Annotated in this window: 14 protein-coding genes and 1 riboswitch; of the genes, 13 read left to right on the top strand and 1 reads right to left on the bottom strand. The window is 48.3% G+C overall.

All coding sequences use genetic code 11. The features are described from left to right. Nucleotides 1-87: 87 nt before the first annotated feature. The gene (locus NST47_RS33865) at nucleotides 88-1,062 is read left to right on the top strand and encodes an aldo/keto reductase (protein WP_341159048.1); all 975 of its coding nucleotides are present in this window, start codon (nucleotides 88-90) and stop codon (nucleotides 1,060-1,062) included. Between the two features lie 149 nt (nucleotides 1,063-1,211). On the opposite strand, the gene NST47_RS33860 is transcribed toward NST47_RS33865, so the two are convergent. Next, nucleotides 1,212-2,687 (bottom strand): hypothetical protein, encoded by a 1,476-nt coding sequence (locus tag NST47_RS33860; protein WP_341159047.1) that lies wholly within the window; start codon nucleotides 2,685-2,687, stop codon nucleotides 1,212-1,214. Between the two features lie 163 nt (nucleotides 2,688-2,850). After that, a riboswitch (ZMP/ZTP riboswitch) is annotated at nucleotides 2,851-2,930 on the top strand. Between the two features lie 59 nt (nucleotides 2,931-2,989). Here NST47_RS33860 and NST47_RS33855 point away from each other — a divergent pair. The 12 genes from NST47_RS33855 to NST47_RS33800 all read left to right on the top strand — a co-directional run bounded on the left by NST47_RS33855 (nucleotide 2,990) and on the right by NST47_RS33800 (nucleotide 17,885). Beyond that, nucleotides 2,990-3,583, top strand: a complete 594-nt coding sequence (locus NST47_RS33855; protein WP_341159046.1) for a DJ-1/PfpI family protein — start codon at nucleotides 2,990-2,992, stop codon at nucleotides 3,581-3,583. Between the two features lie 199 nt (nucleotides 3,584-3,782). Beyond that, a complete protein-coding gene (locus NST47_RS33850) occupies nucleotides 3,783-4,604 on the top strand; it encodes a GNAT family N-acetyltransferase (RefSeq protein WP_341159045.1) in 822 nt (273 codons plus the stop codon). After that, complete coding sequence (locus NST47_RS33845) at nucleotides 4,601-4,843, top strand: hypothetical protein (protein ID WP_341159044.1); 243 nt, start codon at nucleotides 4,601-4,603, stop codon at nucleotides 4,841-4,843. The genes NST47_RS33850 and NST47_RS33845 overlap by 4 nt, the downstream gene beginning before the upstream one ends. Then, entirely contained in the window at nucleotides 4,786-5,166 is a 381-nt protein-coding gene (locus NST47_RS33840) for an NUDIX hydrolase (protein WP_341159811.1), read from the top strand. The genes NST47_RS33845 and NST47_RS33840 overlap by 58 nt, the downstream gene beginning before the upstream one ends. Before the next feature lie 239 nt (nucleotides 5,167-5,405). Continuing rightward, on the top strand, nucleotides 5,406-5,972 hold the full coding sequence (locus tag NST47_RS33835; protein ID WP_341159043.1) for a dihydrofolate reductase family protein: 567 nt from the start codon (nucleotides 5,406-5,408) through the stop codon (nucleotides 5,970-5,972). A gap of 157 nt (nucleotides 5,973-6,129) precedes the next feature. After that, nucleotides 6,130-6,621: an AAA family ATPase gene (locus tag NST47_RS33830; RefSeq protein ID WP_341159042.1), complete on the top strand. Its 492-nt coding sequence runs from the start codon at nucleotides 6,130-6,132 to the stop codon at nucleotides 6,619-6,621. Then, nucleotides 6,602-6,904 (top strand): hypothetical protein, encoded by a 303-nt coding sequence (locus NST47_RS33825; protein WP_341159041.1) that lies wholly within the window; start codon nucleotides 6,602-6,604, stop codon nucleotides 6,902-6,904. Before NST47_RS33830 ends, NST47_RS33825 begins: the two co-directional genes overlap by 20 nt. A gap of 568 nt (nucleotides 6,905-7,472) precedes the next feature. Beyond that, the gene (locus tag NST47_RS33820; protein ID WP_341159040.1) at nucleotides 7,473-9,806 is read left to right on the top strand and encodes a helix-turn-helix domain-containing protein; all 2,334 of its coding nucleotides are present in this window, start codon (nucleotides 7,473-7,475) and stop codon (nucleotides 9,804-9,806) included. Between the two features lie 227 nt (nucleotides 9,807-10,033). Next, nucleotides 10,034-11,596, top strand: a complete 1,563-nt coding sequence (locus tag NST47_RS33815; RefSeq protein WP_341159039.1) for an extracellular solute-binding protein — start codon at nucleotides 10,034-10,036, stop codon at nucleotides 11,594-11,596. A gap of 167 nt (nucleotides 11,597-11,763) precedes the next feature. Next, nucleotides 11,764-13,899 carry a beta-galactosidase gene (locus NST47_RS33810; protein WP_341159038.1) on the top strand — a complete coding sequence of 712 codons (2,136 nt, stop codon included), beginning with the start codon at nucleotides 11,764-11,766 and terminating at the stop codon, nucleotides 13,897-13,899. Nucleotides 13,900-13,943: 44 nt separating this feature from the next. Continuing rightward, nucleotides 13,944-15,032 (top strand): mandelate racemase/muconate lactonizing enzyme family protein, encoded by a 1,089-nt coding sequence (locus NST47_RS33805; RefSeq protein ID WP_341159037.1) that lies wholly within the window; start codon nucleotides 13,944-13,946, stop codon nucleotides 15,030-15,032. 30 nt (nucleotides 15,033-15,062) lie between these two features. Then, nucleotides 15,063-17,885, top strand: a complete 2,823-nt coding sequence (locus NST47_RS33800; RefSeq protein ID WP_341159036.1) for a hypothetical protein — start codon at nucleotides 15,063-15,065, stop codon at nucleotides 17,883-17,885. Nucleotides 17,886-17,946 lie beyond the last annotated feature (61 nt).

Below are 17,946 nucleotides of genomic sequence, written 5' to 3'. Positions count from 1 at the left end.
AAAGTAAGTAGACTTCGATCAAAGCCATTGCCTATAATAGAAGTTGTGTGCCAATCAATCCATAATTCAATCGGGAGGGCTGATATTGTGAAGTATAAAGCTATTAAAAACACAGATCTGCTGCCATCTGTTATTTGTTTGGGAACCTCGGATATTGGTGGTTCAATCAATGAAGAGGAATCTAAGAGGATTTTGAATGCGTTTACGGAAGCCGGTGGCAATTTTCTTGATACGGCAGAGGTATATGCGAACTGGCTGCCTATCGAGCCGAACAGCAGCGAACGTTTTTTGGGTAGGTGGATGAAGGAGAGAGGGAATCGGGATCAATTGATCATAGCGACCAAAGGTGGGCATCCTCTGCTGGATACACCGCTGGTTTCGAGGCTATCAGCCGCAGAGATTGAGCAGGACATCGTGGGAAGCTTGCAGAGATTGGGTACTGATTACATTGATCTGTATTATTTGCATCGTGATGATCCACGAATTCCTGTTGAGACGCTGATTGATATTTTGGAGACGCATGTGCGGCAGGGCCATATTCGTTATTATGCCTGCTCGAACTGGACACTGGAGCGCTTGGAGCAAGCACAGCAGTATGCTGTGAGCAAAGGCTATGCAGGGTTTGTTGCCGTTAGCAATTTGTGGAGCCTGGCAACTGTCAATCCAGGTTCAATCAAAGATCCGAGTCAGGTTATAACCGATCAGGCCTTGGTCGACTGGCATATCCGCACAGGAGTTGCACTCATCCCATACAGCTCGCAGGCCAATGGTTTTTTTAGCGGAAAATATCGCAGAGAGCACGAGGTACAGCCCGAATTAAGCAATAAAAATATATACAGACTGTATCACAATGAAACCAACTTTACCCGATTGGAACGGATCGAAGAGCTTGCCCGACAACATAAGGCCACATCCAATCAGATAGCAGTGGCTTGTCTGTTGGCACAGCCCTTTCCGGTGTTTCCGATTGTCGGCTGCAAAAACCACCACCATTTGCAGGACAGCCTGGGCGCAGTGGACATTGAGCTGGATGGTGCTATCGTTTCTTATGTAAGCAGTTGATGTCAAAAGAAAATAAATTTTGATGCCAATGCCGGGTATCGATTGGATTAAATTATACACACGGAAAAGCGGTTTCCCTGAAGGGATTTCGCTCAAGGAACGGGTAGTTTCAATAACAATCATGGTTCAGGAGCATTTGTCACGGTGAATTATTTCAACTTCTTGATGAATTCATCAAGATCGATAGTTAAAGAGGTTGGTCTGTAAGGAAGCTGCTGAAGGACCAGATTACCGGAATAAATTGCTTTCCTGTCTGCTTGATATAACGACATGGTGTAAGTGTCATATTCCGCCGGATACTGATCGGCTGCTTGCAGACGGATGTGTTGCATTCGTTTGGAAATAGCCTGTATGATGTGGGCTTCTCGAATAATAATAGGCTTCCCGTCTTTAAGCTTTAATTCTATTTTATCGATGTGGGTCAAATCAAGATCCAGTATTGTACTTAAGGGGATACCTTCCTCGCCTGGTTTGGCATCTTCAACGATTGCGATTTCATAGGCGATGGTTTGTCCGGGATAGCTCATTAAAGTAAATTTCGCTTTCCAAACCTCTACAGTCTGGCCAATCCTAAGGTCATCCATGCTCAGTTGAAGTTCCTGCCCATATCTATGAATATTGGAATCATCGGGAAGCCTGATCCAATATGCTTCAGGAGTAGGATGTTCTTTACCGGACCATTTATTATAATTCACAACTAGCGCGCGTTTACCTGTATTATCGATGGATATGATGTTTCCGACAAGATCAGCCTTGTCCGAAAGAGTATACGTCGTAATCGAAAGAGGAAAATAACCTCCAAGTGATTGGAATACAGCGTTTTTAAGGGCTTCGACCTCTTCGTCGTTTAATTTCTCGCGGTGCTGGTAAAGTCTTCGGACTTCAAGCCTGGCAACATTATTTTCGGTATGCATCGAAACAGGCTCGATAGAGAATCTGGATAAGAGAGGCTCTAGCTCACGGCTGGAACGAAATTTTTCTTGGTAGAATGCAGCTGAAGGGGTAAGGGCTGCCGCTGAGTGTTGATTCTCGTAATGCTCAATGGCTTTAGTCGGGGCAATCCATTTTTCCCCTAAATAGGTTAATATACGATACCATGATCGGCAGTGATCTGATTCCGATTGGGTACCCTCAGTGACTCCTTCGTTGCAAATGAAGAGCTGACCAAGCGTCGTTACCGTCTGGGGGGAAAGTTGCCCTCCGTTACTTTCATCATCCGCAGGAAAATCGTATAAGTCCTCGACACCCATAAACGTGAGTTCCAAATGGACTGGGTAATATTTCTCTTTTATGACCGCAGGTCCGCTTCGCAACCATTTATCGCCATACCACGTCTTTACGAGATACCAGGACCCGTCCGATGGATTCGTTGTGTCCTGCTCACTTCTGCTTGTTTCAATTACTTGAAGCGATTGGAATGCTGATATGACACCAGCTGGCTTGCTATCAGTGGACTGTTCCTCATAAACAGGTGTATCGACTAGCAATGTAAGCTTTACCTGCTGTTCATTCCATCTCCCGCTTGCCAGAGCCTCTGAAGTGTACAACGTGTATATGGTTAAAGCAGCAATAAACACTCCCAACATAACTGAATAAGAATGCTTGAATGCTTTTGATGTTGGCATAATTACCACCCCTTTCCATATGTTAGACACAAAATAGAGCAAAAAGTTGTTCGTCATTTATTACTACTTAAGTAAAGGACAGGTTAGCGGAGTAGTTTACTTATTAGACATAACGTTATGTCTTGTAAATATTGGAATTATTATGTATGATTATTCTTAAGTGAATACTGTGTATGACTGGCGTAAACATGGAGAACCATGAGGAAGTACACAGATAAATAGCCGTACGCCTGGGCAAAGTATTTGATCAATGATCAAGTGCTTTTTTTTTATCTTCAAAATAGAAAGGTCAGGTGTTCAAAATGAAGATGGCTTTTATCCTGTTTGACCAAATGACAACGTTAGATTTTGTCGGGTTTTATGATGCAATAACACGTCTTAGAATCTTAAATCTTATGGAGGATGTGTCTTGGGATGTGTGTTCAACCCGATCGGAGGTTACAGATGAATTAGGCATCAAAATGAAAATAGAACATGTATCTCCTGACTTATCTCAATATGATTTAATATTTGTTCCAGGTGGATGGGGGACAAGAAAACTTAAAAATGATGTAGAATTTCTTACATGGTTAAAGACGGCAAGTGGTGTTAAATATAAGGTTTCTGTCTGTACAGGAGCATTACTATTAGGGGCAGCAGGCTTTTTAACTGGAAAAAGGGCAACAACAAACCCTCCTGCTTACGACATTCTGGAACCATATTGCGAAGAAGTAGTTAGAGCAAGAATTGTTAGGGACGGAAATGTTATTACGGGTGGTGGAGTGGCTACTTCAATTGACCTAGGACTGTACCTACTTGAATGCTTTACTGATGCAGAAACGGTTCAAAAAATACAAAAATCAATGGATTATCCTTACTATCAGACAGGTAAGCTCGATTCTGACTACATTGTATAAAGATACTTGTAAAAAAGGAGTAGTAAGCAATTTTTTCGACGGGCAGTTTAACGCAAAACAGGAGGTTGTTGTAACTTAGCAGCCGTTCTGTAAGGGTAGTTGAAATCGTTTAAAATTGTGTTGAGGGCAGACAGACGTAATAGAGTAAGAGGGAAACAAAATTTCCCGAAACAAAGGGAGGCAGGAGAACGTGTCGAACATGGACAAGGAAAACCAGGCTCTGGAGAAAGCGAAAATGGTGTATGAAACAGACGAGATCATAAGAACCGATATCCTGGCGGGCCTGGATGCCGAGCGACGGTCACTGGGCGTGCCGTCTGCCAGCGGTGACGTGGTCGTGGATCGCTCCACAGACGGATCGGAGTGCCGGATCGTGTTCGCCAGCCTACCGCCGGAGGAAACCGATAACCTGATCCGCCGGGAGCGGGATGCCGCCATCTCCGGCGGCTACAGCCTGGAGTGGAAGTACTACGGTCACGATACGCCAATCGACCTGCCCGAGCGGCTCGTCGCCGCCGGGTTCGAGGCCGAGGATGAGGAGGAAGTGTTGGTCCTGCCATTGGACGAGGCATCGCTGGCTGCCTTCGGTGACGGCGGCGAACATGAGATCAGGATCGTCCGAGAAGAGCGCGACCTGGTGGACTACGCCGAGGTGTCCCGCGAGATTGGCAGGCACAACGTGGAGGTGGAGCGGCGCGCGCTGGCCCTTAAGTTGAAGGAGAATCCGGACGAGATGAGCATCCACATTGCCTACGTTGACGGCGAGCCCGTCGCCTGTGGGCGGGTCTACTTCCGGCCCGGAGGGCCCTACGCCGAACTAGCCGGGGGTCGCACCAAGACCACACACCGGAGACGGGGACTGTTCACCGTGCTGGTCGCCTCGCGGTTGCAGGAAGCCCGTGATCGCGGCCGGACGCACGCCTTCGTCGACGCGCTGCCGACCTCCGCGCCGATCCTGCGCAAACAGGGCTTCCAGTTCGTGACTCGGACGCAGCCGTTTGTGTTGGAGCAACCGCGGTGAGCGCCGACGCTGATTGGGCAGAAAAGAGCAATGAATTTAATGAGTCACTATTTAAAGAAATGTCTGAAGGTAAGATATCGGACGATGAATGGTTTGAGATAAACAAACTGTACTTTACTAAGCATTATCTGGCAAGCGATAACCCAAAAGGTCAATCAGGTCATGATGGAAATGAACATGGATACTTTCATTCGCATCAGCTGCTGATTCATGTAATTCACTTCCTGGTGGAACAGTAGAACGGGGAGAAACACTTGAAGAAGCTGCTATTCGTGAGGTAAAAGAAGAAACGGGCTTAGAGGTTGAATTAAATGGTATTTTCAGTGTAAGTGAAGCGTTTTTTGTAGATAGGGAACATCATACAATTTTCTTTACCTTTAGAGGGAATGTAATTGGTGGAGAAATAAATATCTCATTTCCAGAAGAAATTGAGGAAGTTACTTGGATGAAACCTCAAAGAGCAGAAGAATACATACATCTACCAAGTGAGTTAAAGGGATTAATAATTGGTAAATCAATAGCACCCTATGTACTCAGAGGAACTATTAATCACAATTCTTAATACAGTTTGTTGAAGTAACAAAGAACTATAGTCGAGAGGCTTGCTTTGGGCAGCTCTTCTTTTGTTTATTAAAGTAACGAGCAGTTTTGCGCAGCATTGTTGTCTTCAAAAAAATTCAGATTTCCACTTGAACCTTACGTAACGTAATGATTTATAATGAACGTAACAGCAGGATTAAACACGGGCCAACGGCCAAAAAAATCGAACAAAATAAATTCGAAATCGGAGGAGAAATGGATATGAGAAAACTCGTATTGTTCATGCATGTGTCGCTGGACGGGTATGCGTCGGATTCGAACGGAGGACTCGATTGGATTCCGTACAACGAGGAATTAGAGAAATACGCCGAGGAGATCGTAGCCGAAGTCGGAGCTCCCGTTTACGGACGCACGACGTATCACATGATGGAGAACTACTGGCCCATGGTGCTGGACAATCCGAATGCGTCGAGGCACGATATGGAGCATGCCAAATGGCTGCAGGATGTTAAGAAGATCGTCATTTCCGGCACGATGGACAAGGTGGAATGGAACAATACGCTGCTGATCAAGAACAATATCGCAGAGGAAATCAAGATACTCAAGGAGCAGCCCGGCAAAAATCTCGTTATCTTCGGCAGCCCGGGGGCGGCGAAGACGCTGCTTAAGCTCGGCCTGATCGACGAATTCCTGCTTACAATTTGCCCGGTCGTCCTGGGCGGCGGAAAATCGGTATTCGACGGCGGCGAGAAAATCAGGCTCAAGCTGCTGTCCAGCCGAACGCTCAAGTCGGGCATTATCGCGGCCCGCTATGAGCTGGAGAAATAGCCGTACAAGGTGTTCCGAACGAAGAACGATAGGTCAATAAACAAATAAGACGCGGCTGCCGGCATGTATCGGTAGCCGCATTGTGCTAATAGGCAGATTAGCGTGGTGGTAGAGATTCTGTATATATCCGTTTATATAAGGAGGAGGTGGGATTCACGTGGCGACACTTCATTTAATGGTTGGTCTCCCTTGTAGTGGTAAGACTACTCTGGCTCGACAACTTGAAACGAAATACTCAGCACTTCGCCTTACTCCCGATGAATGGCATATCAGATTATTTGGGCATGATTTTGGGGATAACATGACGGAAACTGACGAAATTAAGCATGATTCTAGACATGATTCAGTGGAATCCCTAATGTGGGACGTGGCGGCTAGAGTTTTAGTTCTTGGTGTTGATGTAATTCTGGATTTCGGATGCTGGGTTCAAAGTCAACGAGACGAGTTTCGTTCCAGAGCCAAGAACCTAGGGGCTGGCTTTAAAATTCATTTTGCTGATGTGCCTGAAGAAGTGTTATTTGAACGTCTAAAAGCTAGAAATGATATGCATAAAGAAGGAACTTTTTTCATACCTGAAGCAAAACTTAAAGAATGGATAAAGATTTTTGAACCACCTTCATCACAAGAACTTGATTCCTCGGACGATTAAACTAACTCTTGATCTTAATCTTATCGAGTTGGCAGCCCGGCGTGATACGCAGGCAATCGAAGCCAGTGGATACAAAACCAACGGCGAATGGCCAGGCCCCGATTTTTTTGAAGCTGCCCAAAAATTATTGAACTGGGCCTTAGTTCAGGATGTGGTCAAATGTATCACTGCTAGAAGTGAAACTGACAATATCAGTTCTAAAAATGTATTAGTGAAGTTAGGATTCCAAATTGACCACAGCGGTGCAGAATTGCTTTATTGGAAGTATCAAAAGAAGATGTAGTTCAACACAGTGGCAGTCTATGACTTTATTTTCTCGTTCGTGGCTGCCGCCGTATATTTCTCAACAACTGAAGTCTGGTACTTAATTTTCTTTGGACAGTTGAATCGAATGCTGCCTTTGAGCAATCCGAGGACTTATCTGTGATTCAGCACGATTATAATGGACCGACGCACACAAATCCTGAATATGGGATGTGGCGTTACATGAATGGCATGCCTACATGTGCTGATCCATGCATCGATTCAAACTTTTGACTCCGCTCCTCGCACACCCCGCACATTGACATGTTTTATTTGTTATTCATGTAAATCGTAGATATCCCCCTCAACAACCTCTTTTATATATTTTACAAGCGAACCGATAGTTGCGAGTCACATTTCCTAAGGTTTATTTCCTATGCTCGGAGGTGATCTGAATCGACACCTTTTATATATTGCAAGTGACAATACTTGTTATGGACGCTGTATTCATGCGCTTCTGACGTATAGATCAAGAATTGTCCGTTATCGCCTTGAGGTGGATGCCGTATACTGAATGTACCTGATAGATTCATCCAGAGGAGGACTTTATGGCGAACCGGATTCAATCATGGACCCGTTATTTGTTTTTTGGAAAAGCGGGCCGCAGTGGAAAATATATGCACCGTTTTGTATGGATCGGCTGTTTGGCTGTCTGTATTCCGATCGGGTTAGCTGGCATGATCTACTATAACCTGTCGATGGAGCGAATGAAAAGCGAAATTATGGATGAGAGCAAATCCTCCCTTGTACTGCTCAAGGACAGAGCGGAACGCATCCTGCAAAGTATTGAAAAGGAATCCTTGCAGCTGGCAGCAGACCCGGCCATTTATGATCTATTCACGAATCGGGTAACCGATAATCCGCTAGTCTGGCACCATGAGCTGTTAACGAAAATTACGCTGGCGAAGAACGCTACCGACTTTATTAACGAAATTTATTTTTATAATGACATTGACCATATTGTTGTGTCCAATACGTACGGAACGATTGATATAGATAACTATAAATTTAAGGAGGATATTGAGCTGCTCATGAAGCAGGAGGCGATCTCCAGTTGGAGCTACCTGCCGTCCAGCCAAAGAGAAGGTTACCTGACCTTTGCCAGACGACTTCCGGTAATAGGTAAATCCCCGTCGAGAGGCATCATAGCTTTTCAGATTGAAACGGAGGTGGTCAGCAAGTTTTTGCAGGCAGATACGACGATTATGTCCCAGGGGCAGGAATTGGTTTTCGTCAATTATCCAGACCCGAAGCTGACGGGCAAGCATACGTTCATGAATGCAGACAAGCTTTCAAGCCTGCCGGCTCTGCACAAGATCAGCGAATCGGATAACACGATCGACAGCTTTTATGATGATGGCCTGAATGGAAAGCGTGTACATTATTCGTATGTAAAAAGTGTATTCGGCCGCACCTATGTAGCGATTGTCCCTGAGGAGAGCATTACGGAGAGACTGATATGGATTCGCTCCTTTACGATGCTGACCGTCTTGTTTCTGATTGCTCTGGCTGTGGTGATTACATATTTCAGTACGAAGCGAGCTTACAGTCCTATTGAGCAATTAATCAAGCACAGCAAAGCGGTCGGTGCAGGCAAAGTTCAAAGCAAGGACAACGAGCTGGACTACATCCGCGAATGTATCGACTATTTAAGCAAGGAAACGCAATACCTTGGCAGTTATATGGAGAAAATTCAACCAACCTTGCGCGAGCGTTGTCTGCAGCAGCTTCTGGATGGGGATTACATCCGTAGTGAATCGTTAATTCAGGATTGCGACACATACGGGCTAACCGTCAATTCCAATTATGTAGTGATGGTGGTTGAAGTGGAAAATGTGTATAAGGAACGGCGGTTTTTACCGGGAGACAAGCCCATTGTAGCGTTTGCCGTGACCAACGTCATGCAGGAGCTGATGGGAAAAAGTCCTCATTTGAATGGATATGTTTTTCCTTATCAAGGTAAAGGGATTGCCCTGATGCAGTGGAAAAATGAAATGGAGCAGATAAAGCTGCATCATAGAGTGATTGAATTTGCCAATTCGGTTCGTGAATCGTTAAAAAACTATTTGTCGTTTGAAGCCTCAATCGGGATGGGTCGATGTTATTCGCATATTGCCGATGTTCCGGTTTCCTATAAGGAGGCCGAACTGGCTCTGCAGTACCGGATTTATCACGATTCCGACTCGATCCTGCATATTGAGGACCTGGAAAATTCCAAAACCGGTTCCGCTTTCAGATATCCGCGTGAGCTGGAAGGTGCGATTATCGAGTCTTTGACCAAGGGAGAGGTTGAGGAGGCGGAGAAGTCACTAACCGGCTTTTCGAAAGCGCTTAACATTTCACAATCCTATAACTTTATTCATCAGAGCTATTACGTACTGGTTTCTGCCATTATTACATCCCTGGAAAAGCAAGAGGGCAGCATCCTCGATATTCTTGAGCATAACCTGTTTGGCCAGCTGGAAAGCAAGCATACCTCAAGGGAGATTACAGATTGGTTTGTAGAGGTGCTGTTTCCGCTTTATAAAAAACTGACCGAGGATTACTACAACAATGTCGGACAATCCGTGATTCGGCAGGTATGTAAATATATTCGTGAGCATTGTACAGAGGATATTTCCCTGGTGCTCTGCGCAGAACGGATGGGTATCAGCCATTCTTATCTAAGCCGATTGTTCAAGAAGGAGATGGGCATTAACTTTTTGGAGTTTGTCGTGGAATGCAGGGTTGAAGAAACCAAACGGCTGCTGCTGGAGACGGATCAAAGCATCAGTGAAATTGCGGCGATCATCGGATATTCGGAACGCAATCTGACCCGCGTATTTCAAAGGCTGACACGGATGACTCCAGGTGTGTACAGGACGGAAAACCGCAATGGATAAGGCAACAGACATTTGGCAGGCAAAAGAGACAATTATTGACTTGTGGTGGCAAAAGCCCAATCAGGAAAAGATTTGTCTCTTACCTGTTTGCCAATTTGCAACTATGCTATGGAAAGAAAGCGCTATCAGCCATCAGGCTTTCCAAGGGTTGGTCGTAAGGGTTAGTCCGTGAAGCATCATGAAACAACGTAAGGCATCTGGAACTACAAACTTTTAGGAGGGTTAACATGAAAAGATCATTTCGTAAACGAGTCAGTTGGGCAGTAGCTCCTGTCCTATCCATCAGCTTATTGGCTGGCTGCACCAGCGGCGCTCCTGCTGCAACAGGTACAGGAACAGGTACGAGTACAAATACGGCAAAGGAGAATAAACCTGCCGCAGCCGAGCCTGTAAAAATTCAATTTCTTGTACCATCGTTTGCCGAGGTTCCGAATATGGCCGACCAATATTGGACGGAGTTCCAAAAAAGGTCAAACAGCAAGCTCGATATCGAGTGGATTCCATCCGGTGACTATGATACCAAATTCGACCTGGTGCTGGCTTCAGGAAACCTTCCCGAGGTTATCGTGTCCCAATCGGCGACCCGTCCAACTTTGCTGAATGCGATCAATCAAGGTGCATTTTGGGATTTGACGCCACTGCTCGGCGATTTTAGCCAATACCCGAACCTTCAGAAAAATGCCGATCCGAACGTTTGGAATTACATGAAGGTGAATGGCAAAATATACGGCGTAGCCCGTAACCGTCCGAATATCGATCCCGGTATCAAGATGCGTAAGGACTGGCTGGACAAATTAAATTTGCCGATTCCGCAAACGCTTGATGAATACACGGCAGCCTTGAAAAAAATCGTCGATAGTGATCTGGATGGCAATGGCAAGAAGGATACGATTGGTATTCTCGGACATGGCTTCCTGGTCGCAGATGGAGACCCTTCCTACTTGGCAGCTTTCGGCGGACTTGATCCGATTTTTGATAAAGATGGCGGCTTGATCAAGGAAACGCTGACTCCCAACTATACGCAGATGATCGACTGGTTCCGCAAGCAGTACGCTGACGGGATTATGGCGAAGGAATTTTCCACAATCAAGAAAACACAGGCTGAAGAAATGTTTGCGACCGGACGTGCGGCTTCCTATACCCGTAACATCTGGCGCGATTATTCGTGGGAGCAGGACATCAAGAAGCTCCAGCCGGAGGCGAATGTTATCACCTTGCCGCCAATGAAGGGGCCGGGCGGAGTGAGCGTCGCATTGGTGCCGCCGTTCTTCGGAGCTTTCTATATCTCGAAGAAGGTACCTGAAGCCAAGGTGAAGCAAATTTTGGAGTACTTCAACACGACTACGACTAAAGAATTCACCGATTTCAACTATTTCGGTATCGAGGGTGTGCATCACAAGCTGGTTGACGGGCAGCCTCAGCTGACCGACCAGGGAGTCAAGGAAGTCACAACGAATGCGAATCAGCCGTTCCCTATGGCATTCAACAACATTATGAAGGTGTTCAATGCTTCTGCTCCTAAAGCCTACAATGATGCCAAGATCAAGGAAACCGAAGTATTCGCCAAGGTAGGTAAAATGAATTTATTCAACGTTGTTTACTCGGATACGTGGACAACAACATGGCCGAAATATGAAAAAGAGTGGCAGTCGATGGTTATCAAAGCGATCGTTGGACAAATATCGATGGATGAATACAAGAGCTATGTAGACAAATTGAATACGAATGCGGATATTAAAAAATCGTATCAAGAGTTTGCCGCCAAATACAAAGAGTTTTTTGGAAAATAATTAACGGCAGCAAGCAATCGGGATTTTTGTTAGACGTAGCAGGAACGGGACATAGGTAGGGTAGTGCATTCCCGAAGTGTGAACCGTTCCTTTTACTTTCTTGGGAAGCAGATAATGATGTGTTGCGCGATTGTGAATTTCTCCCAAATACATGCAGGAGGGAAACCATGACAGGAATAAGCAAGCTGCCTCAATTGCCTTACGGCGCCGTTTATTTTCGCAAATCCAACCCGCCAAGGGAAGATTGGGAACGTGATTATGCGGTAGCCCAGGAGGACGGAATGAATATTAACCGTCACTGGTTTATGTGGGGAGCCATCGAAGTAGAGAAGGGCGTATACGACTGGGAGGATTATGACCGGCATATGGATCTGGCTGCCGAGCATGGAATCAAGACGATTATTGCAGAGATGATTACATCGGTACCGGAATGGGCCGCTTATGAATATGCACATGCTGCCTATGTGAAGGCGGACGGCACCCCGTTACGCACACAAATGGGCGTTAGCAGCTCAAGCGGCGGCTTTGGCGAAGGCTCGCAGGGCGTACTTTCCCTGGATTGTCCCGAAGTCAGGGTGCTGGCAGGCAAATTTCTGACTGCGTTGGCGCTTCGTTATAAGGATCATCCCGCGATGGCGGGTTATGACGTATGGAACGAATGCAATTATTCACCGCAGGTGTGTCACGGCTCTTATACAAAGGCAAAGTTCCACGTATGGCTGCAAAATAAATACGGAAGCCTGCAGGCGCTGAACAAGGCGTGGCACCGGTACAGCTATTCGGCCTGGGAGCAGGTAGGGACGCCCAGGCAGCTGGGGCCGTATCCGGAATGCATCGATTGGCTGCATTTTACCAAGCACAATTTCTATGAGCATATGCAGTGGCGGGTCGATCTGATCCGCAGCGTGGACGATAAGAATCTGATCACCGCTCATGGGATAGCGGGGAGCATTAACGTTATGGCCTCTATGGGGGCCGACGATTGGCTCGCCGCCTCCAAGGTCGATTTGTACGGCTTCACCTGGGTCGCCTCGCGTAAGGGCAATGAGCCGTGGAAGCAATGGCATGCTGTCGATCTGACACGCGCAGCCTCGCGCGGCAAAACCTTCTGGCATGCCGAGACGCAGGGCGGTCCATTGTGGCTGCAGCCGCAGGTGATCGGACGGGCGAAGGATGACGGACGGGTCACCGAGCCGGAGGATATTCGGATCTGGCAGATGATAACACTGGCCGGAGGTGCGCGAGGCGTGCTTTTTCCACGCTGGCGTCCCTTGCTGGATGGTCCTTTGTTTGGCGCGTTTGGCCCTTATGCGATGGACGGCTCACGAACGCCGCGTTCCGACATGGCCAGCACAATAGCTAAGTGGGCTAATGCCCCTGAGCAGCGTGAGCTGCTCGAATCCGCTCCCGTACAGGGGGAAATCGGCATTCTGGTAGTACCCGATACGCAGGTGTTTGATTATTTATTAAATCGTGAAGGCAAGAACGCTTTTTATGAGCAGGCGATGTGGGGAGCATATCAGGGATTTTTTGATCAGGGGATTCAAGCGGATTGGGTGCACATCGAGGATATTGCCAATTACCGTGTGCTCTACTGGCCTTATCCCGTGATGATTGGGAGTCAAGAAGCGGAGGCGCTGCAGCAGTGGGTGGCTGATGGCGGTACGCTGATCAGTGAAGGATGTCCAGCTTACTTTGGAGATCGTGGCAAGGTCGGGACGCTGCAGCCTAACCATGGACTGGATCAAGTATTTGGCGCCGTGGAGGACAACGTGGAATTTATGCCCGATATTTCTGATGCCGTTTCTTTTGAGCTTGGCGGCGTTCAGGTACGAGGCAGCATTTACAATCAATCATACAGGTCAGCCGGAGGTCAGGTGATCGGACAATATTCGGACGGCTCTGCTGCTGTCGTGGAACATGTTTATCGCAAAGGGAAAACGATGCTTGTCGGCACCTTTCCATCAGCAGCCTATTATCATACGCACGATGAGGGCAATTTGCAGTACTTTTCCAAGGTCCTGGAATGGGCCGGGATACAGCCCCATGTAACACGATCCAATGCAAAGCTGCAGGTGCGATTGTCGCGGGGAACCGGCGGTTCGTTGTATATCTGGGCTGTAAACCCGCATAGGGAAGCGCAAAACGTCGAGCTTGAGCTATCCGAAGCCTGGGGAGCCTGGAACGCGGAGCATGTGTATTGGGGAGACACAGAGTGGTCACAGCAGGGCACCAGACTGCAGCTTTCGATACCTGGTCGCGATGCATGGATTGCCCGCGTAAAAGCAGTGGATAAAGCTTAGCAAGAGTTTCCAAGGAAATGGAAATTGGCTTAAGGAGGATTCATATGAAAATTAAAAGCATCGAAACCTTTAGCACAAGAAATATCAGTATCGTAAGGGTGAAAACCGATGATGGCTTCGAAGGTTATGGTCAGCTGGCGACGTACCACGCCAATATATCAGCAATGGTGCTGCATCAGCAGGTAGCTCCCTACGCCTTGGGGGCTGATGCTGAACGGATTGCCGATTTGGTTGACAAGGTTGTGGAGGGGGAGCACAAATTTCCCGGGTCTTACGTCTGCAGGGCTGTTGGCGGTCTGGATACGGCTTTATGGGATCTGCACGGCAAGCGCGCCGGTCTTAGCGTCTGCGAGCTGCTGGGGGGGAAGCCGCGTGCTATCGATGTGTACGGCTCCAGCATGCGACGCAACATTTCACCATCCGACGAAGCGGAGCGGCTGCAAAGGCTTCAAGCGGAGCAGGGCTTTCGTGCTTTTAAAATAAGAATTGGCAACAATTTTGGACGCGATATCGATGTATACCCAGGCAGAACGGAGCAGGTGGTAGCTGCCGTACGCAAGGCTATCGGTGATGATACGGCATTGTATGTCGATGCGAACAGCGGGTTCACGCCTCGCCGTGCCATTGAGGTCGGAAGGATGCTGGAGCAGCAGGGGGTATGCCATTATGAGGAGCCTTGCCCTTATCCAGAGCTGGAATGGACGAAGCAGGTGGCCGATGCGCTCGACGTAGCAGTGACGGGCGGGGAACAGGACACGGATATGGCTCATTGGAAAAGAATGATTTCGATGCATGCGGTCGATATCGTCCAACCGGATATTTGCTACATAGGCGGCTTAAGCAGGGCGTTGGAAGTAGCCAAGCTGGCCCAGTACGCGGGGATGACCTGCACACCGCATGCGGCTAATCACTCGATGGTGACGGTGTTCACGATGCACATGGTTGCTGCGATTCCCAATGCAGGCACCTTTATGGAATATTCGATTGAGTCGGACTCATGGACAGAATCTCTATTCACTTCAAAGCTGCAGGTATCCAATGGACAGGTGCAGGTACCGGATGGTCCGGGATGGGGCGTTACAATTAACCCCGAATGGCTGGAGAAGACTGATTACCAGATTTCACAAATCTAAAAATTCGATCATAAAGGAGATTTTTGACTAATGACGCAAATAAACGGAGTATCCGTAACGATAGCATGTGACGCTTCCGATTCCTTGACAACCCATGATTCGGTAAGCTGGGCGATTACCCAGTTGCAAACGGTATTAACCCGTCAGGGCTTGCAGGTCAGCCATGCAGGCTATACAAGCCTGAAACCCACCATCGATGCTGCTGCACAACTGTCGGCTGCCGATTCCGAGGTCATACCGGAAAGCATTCATATTCAGGTATCGGGAGCAGATTCAGCCGTGTCCAAGCAGCTGCTAAGAGCACACAGTATCGAAGTTCCGGAAGCTGCAGAAGCCTTTAGTATCATTAATAATCAAACAGCCGAAGGAACTACCATTACGGTGATTGGCGCGGACGCGAATGGTCTCGTCTATGGCCTGCTTGAGCTGGCTGACCGTGCTGCTTATAGCGAAGAGCCGGTAGCCGCACTTCAAGCTGTCGAAACCTATTCCGATAAGCCTCATAACAAGGTGAGAAGCATTAACCGTTTATTCGTAAGTGAGGTTGAGGATAAGCCATGGTTCTATGATCTGACGTTCTGGGACGAATATTTGACCGAGCTGGCTGGACAGCGCTTTAACCGGCTCCATCTGGCACTAGGAATGGGCTACGATTACGGGCATAATCCGAATGTAACAGACAATTACTTTTGCTTTGCTTATCCATATTTGCTGGATGTGCCAGGCTACGAGGTTCGTGCAGCAGAGCTGGCCGATGGCGAAATGGAACGCAATCTGGAGACGCTGCAGTATATCGGCAGAGAAGCCAAGCGACGGGGGATCCATTTTCAGCTGGGGATCTGGACACATGCCTTTGTGCAGGAGGATAGTCCAAACTCTGATTACACTATTACAGGTATCGACGAATCCAACCATGCCGCTTATTGCCGTGATGCGCTGAAGCTGCTGCTGGAAACGTGCCCGGAAATCGACGGTGTGACGATTCGTACCCATTACGAGGGAGGCATTCCTGAGCCGGCCCATCTGTTCTGGGAGGTCGTTATGAGCGGCGTTAAGGCTTGCGGACGACCTGTCGAAATCGATATGCACACCAAAGGTGTAGATGATCAGATGCTGCAGCTGTTCCTCGATACCGGCATGCCGGTGGTGCTGTCTCCGAAGTTTTGGGCGGAGCATATGGGCCTGCCCTATCACCAGGCCGGAATTCGTCCCTGGGAGCTTCCGGTGGCGAGCACGGATCGTCCTGACCTGATGTCCATTACGGCAACCTACCGTAGATTTACCCGCTATGGCTATGGCGATTATTTAAAAGAAGGCCGTCAATACGGTGTGCTCCACCGCATATGGCCGGGCACGCAAAGAGTACTGCTGTGGGCCGATCCGGCGATGGCAGCCGGCTACAGCCGTCGCGGCAGCTTCTGCGGCAGCATTGGCGTCGAGCTGTGCGAGCCGCTTGCCTTCAAAGGACGTAAGGGCAGCGGCAAGGAAGGTGGGCGTGAGCCTTATCTGGACAGCACCCTTCAGTTAGATGGACAGGAATGGAAAAAGTATTTGTATTATTACCGTCTGTGGGGACGCTTGCTGTACAACCCGGATACGGAGCCAGAGGTGTGGCAGCGATACCTTCGCCAGCAGTTTCACTCAGCAGCAGCTGATTGCGAACAGGCGCTAGCTTATGCCGGACGTATCCTGCCGTTAATAACGACTGCACATCTGCCTTCAGCAGCTAATAATGTCTATTGGCCTGAAATCTATACGGACCAGACGATTGTCAGCACAGGGGAACCGTCGCCGTATGACTTTGATACACCCGCACCGAAAACCTTTGGTTCGGTAAGTCCTTTGGACTCGGCTTTATTTTATCGGGTGGATGACTTTGTTGACGATTGCCTGCGCAATCAACGCAGCGGCAAGATGACACCACTAGAGGTTGCGGACCGATTGTCCGATATGGCCGAATCGGCAGAGAAGCATCTTGGTACTGCGCAATCACTGGTGGGGGATTCTACGGAAGCTGCATATCGCAGGCTGGCTGTCGACGTGGCTGCACAAGCCGGACTGGGACATTTCTTCGCACACAAGCTGCGTGCAGCAGTTGCTTACTCCTGGCATGAACGTACGGGCAGCATCGAACGTCTGGAGGAAGCACTGAGCAGCTATCGGTCAGCGAAGGCGGCCTGGGAGCAGATAGTCGAGAGAACGAAGGATGTTTATCAGCCTGATCAGGTATATGGGCACGTACAGATTATGCGTGGCAGCTGGGCAGACCGTCTGGAAGGCATCGATGCGAATATCGCCGTGATGGAGCAGGTGCACGCGAAGCTGCTCAGCGGTGTTGAAGCAGCGGCAGATGCAGAAACGGGAACAGACACAGCGGCATCAGCAGATCCGTCCGCGGAAGCGTTCATCCCGCAAGCCGCATCGATTCAGGAATTTATCCCCGCAGCGGTGACCGTAGGTCATTACCCTGACGCGCTAGCTTATGCGGATATTTTCCCCGCAGCCGTGGTTGGTTCAGCTAAGGTGCGTCCAGCCTGCGAGCATAAGTCCCCTGTGCATTATCGCAAGGGTGCTCCGGTGGAGCTTCGTGTCAAGCTTTTGGGGCCTGCAGAGGGTGTGAAGGTGACCCTATTGTACCGTCATGTCAATCAAGCGGAGGCTTATGAGACTGTGACTATGTCTGAGAAAGATGGTTTGCTTACAGCTACAATTCCTGCTGCATATACCGATTCCGTGTACCCGTTAGTTTATTATTTTGAGCTTCAGGAGGATCAGGGTCAGGCTTGGCTTGTACCCGGGTTTGATGCTGACTTATCCAACCAGCCGTATTATGAGCTTACGCAGCAGGCTTAAGCAGGTATCAGCATGAGCTGTTGCCGTTTGATATTCCCCAGATGAAGAGAGGTGTTGCATA

Source organism: Paenibacillus sp. FSL H8-0034 (genome assembly GCF_038000305.1).
In the GTDB taxonomy this organism is placed as follows: Bacteria; Bacillota; Bacilli; order Paenibacillales; family NBRC-103111; genus Paenibacillus_S.
The sequence above is the reverse complement of the archived record's forward strand: the minus strand, read 5'-3'. Positions and strand labels throughout refer to the sequence as shown.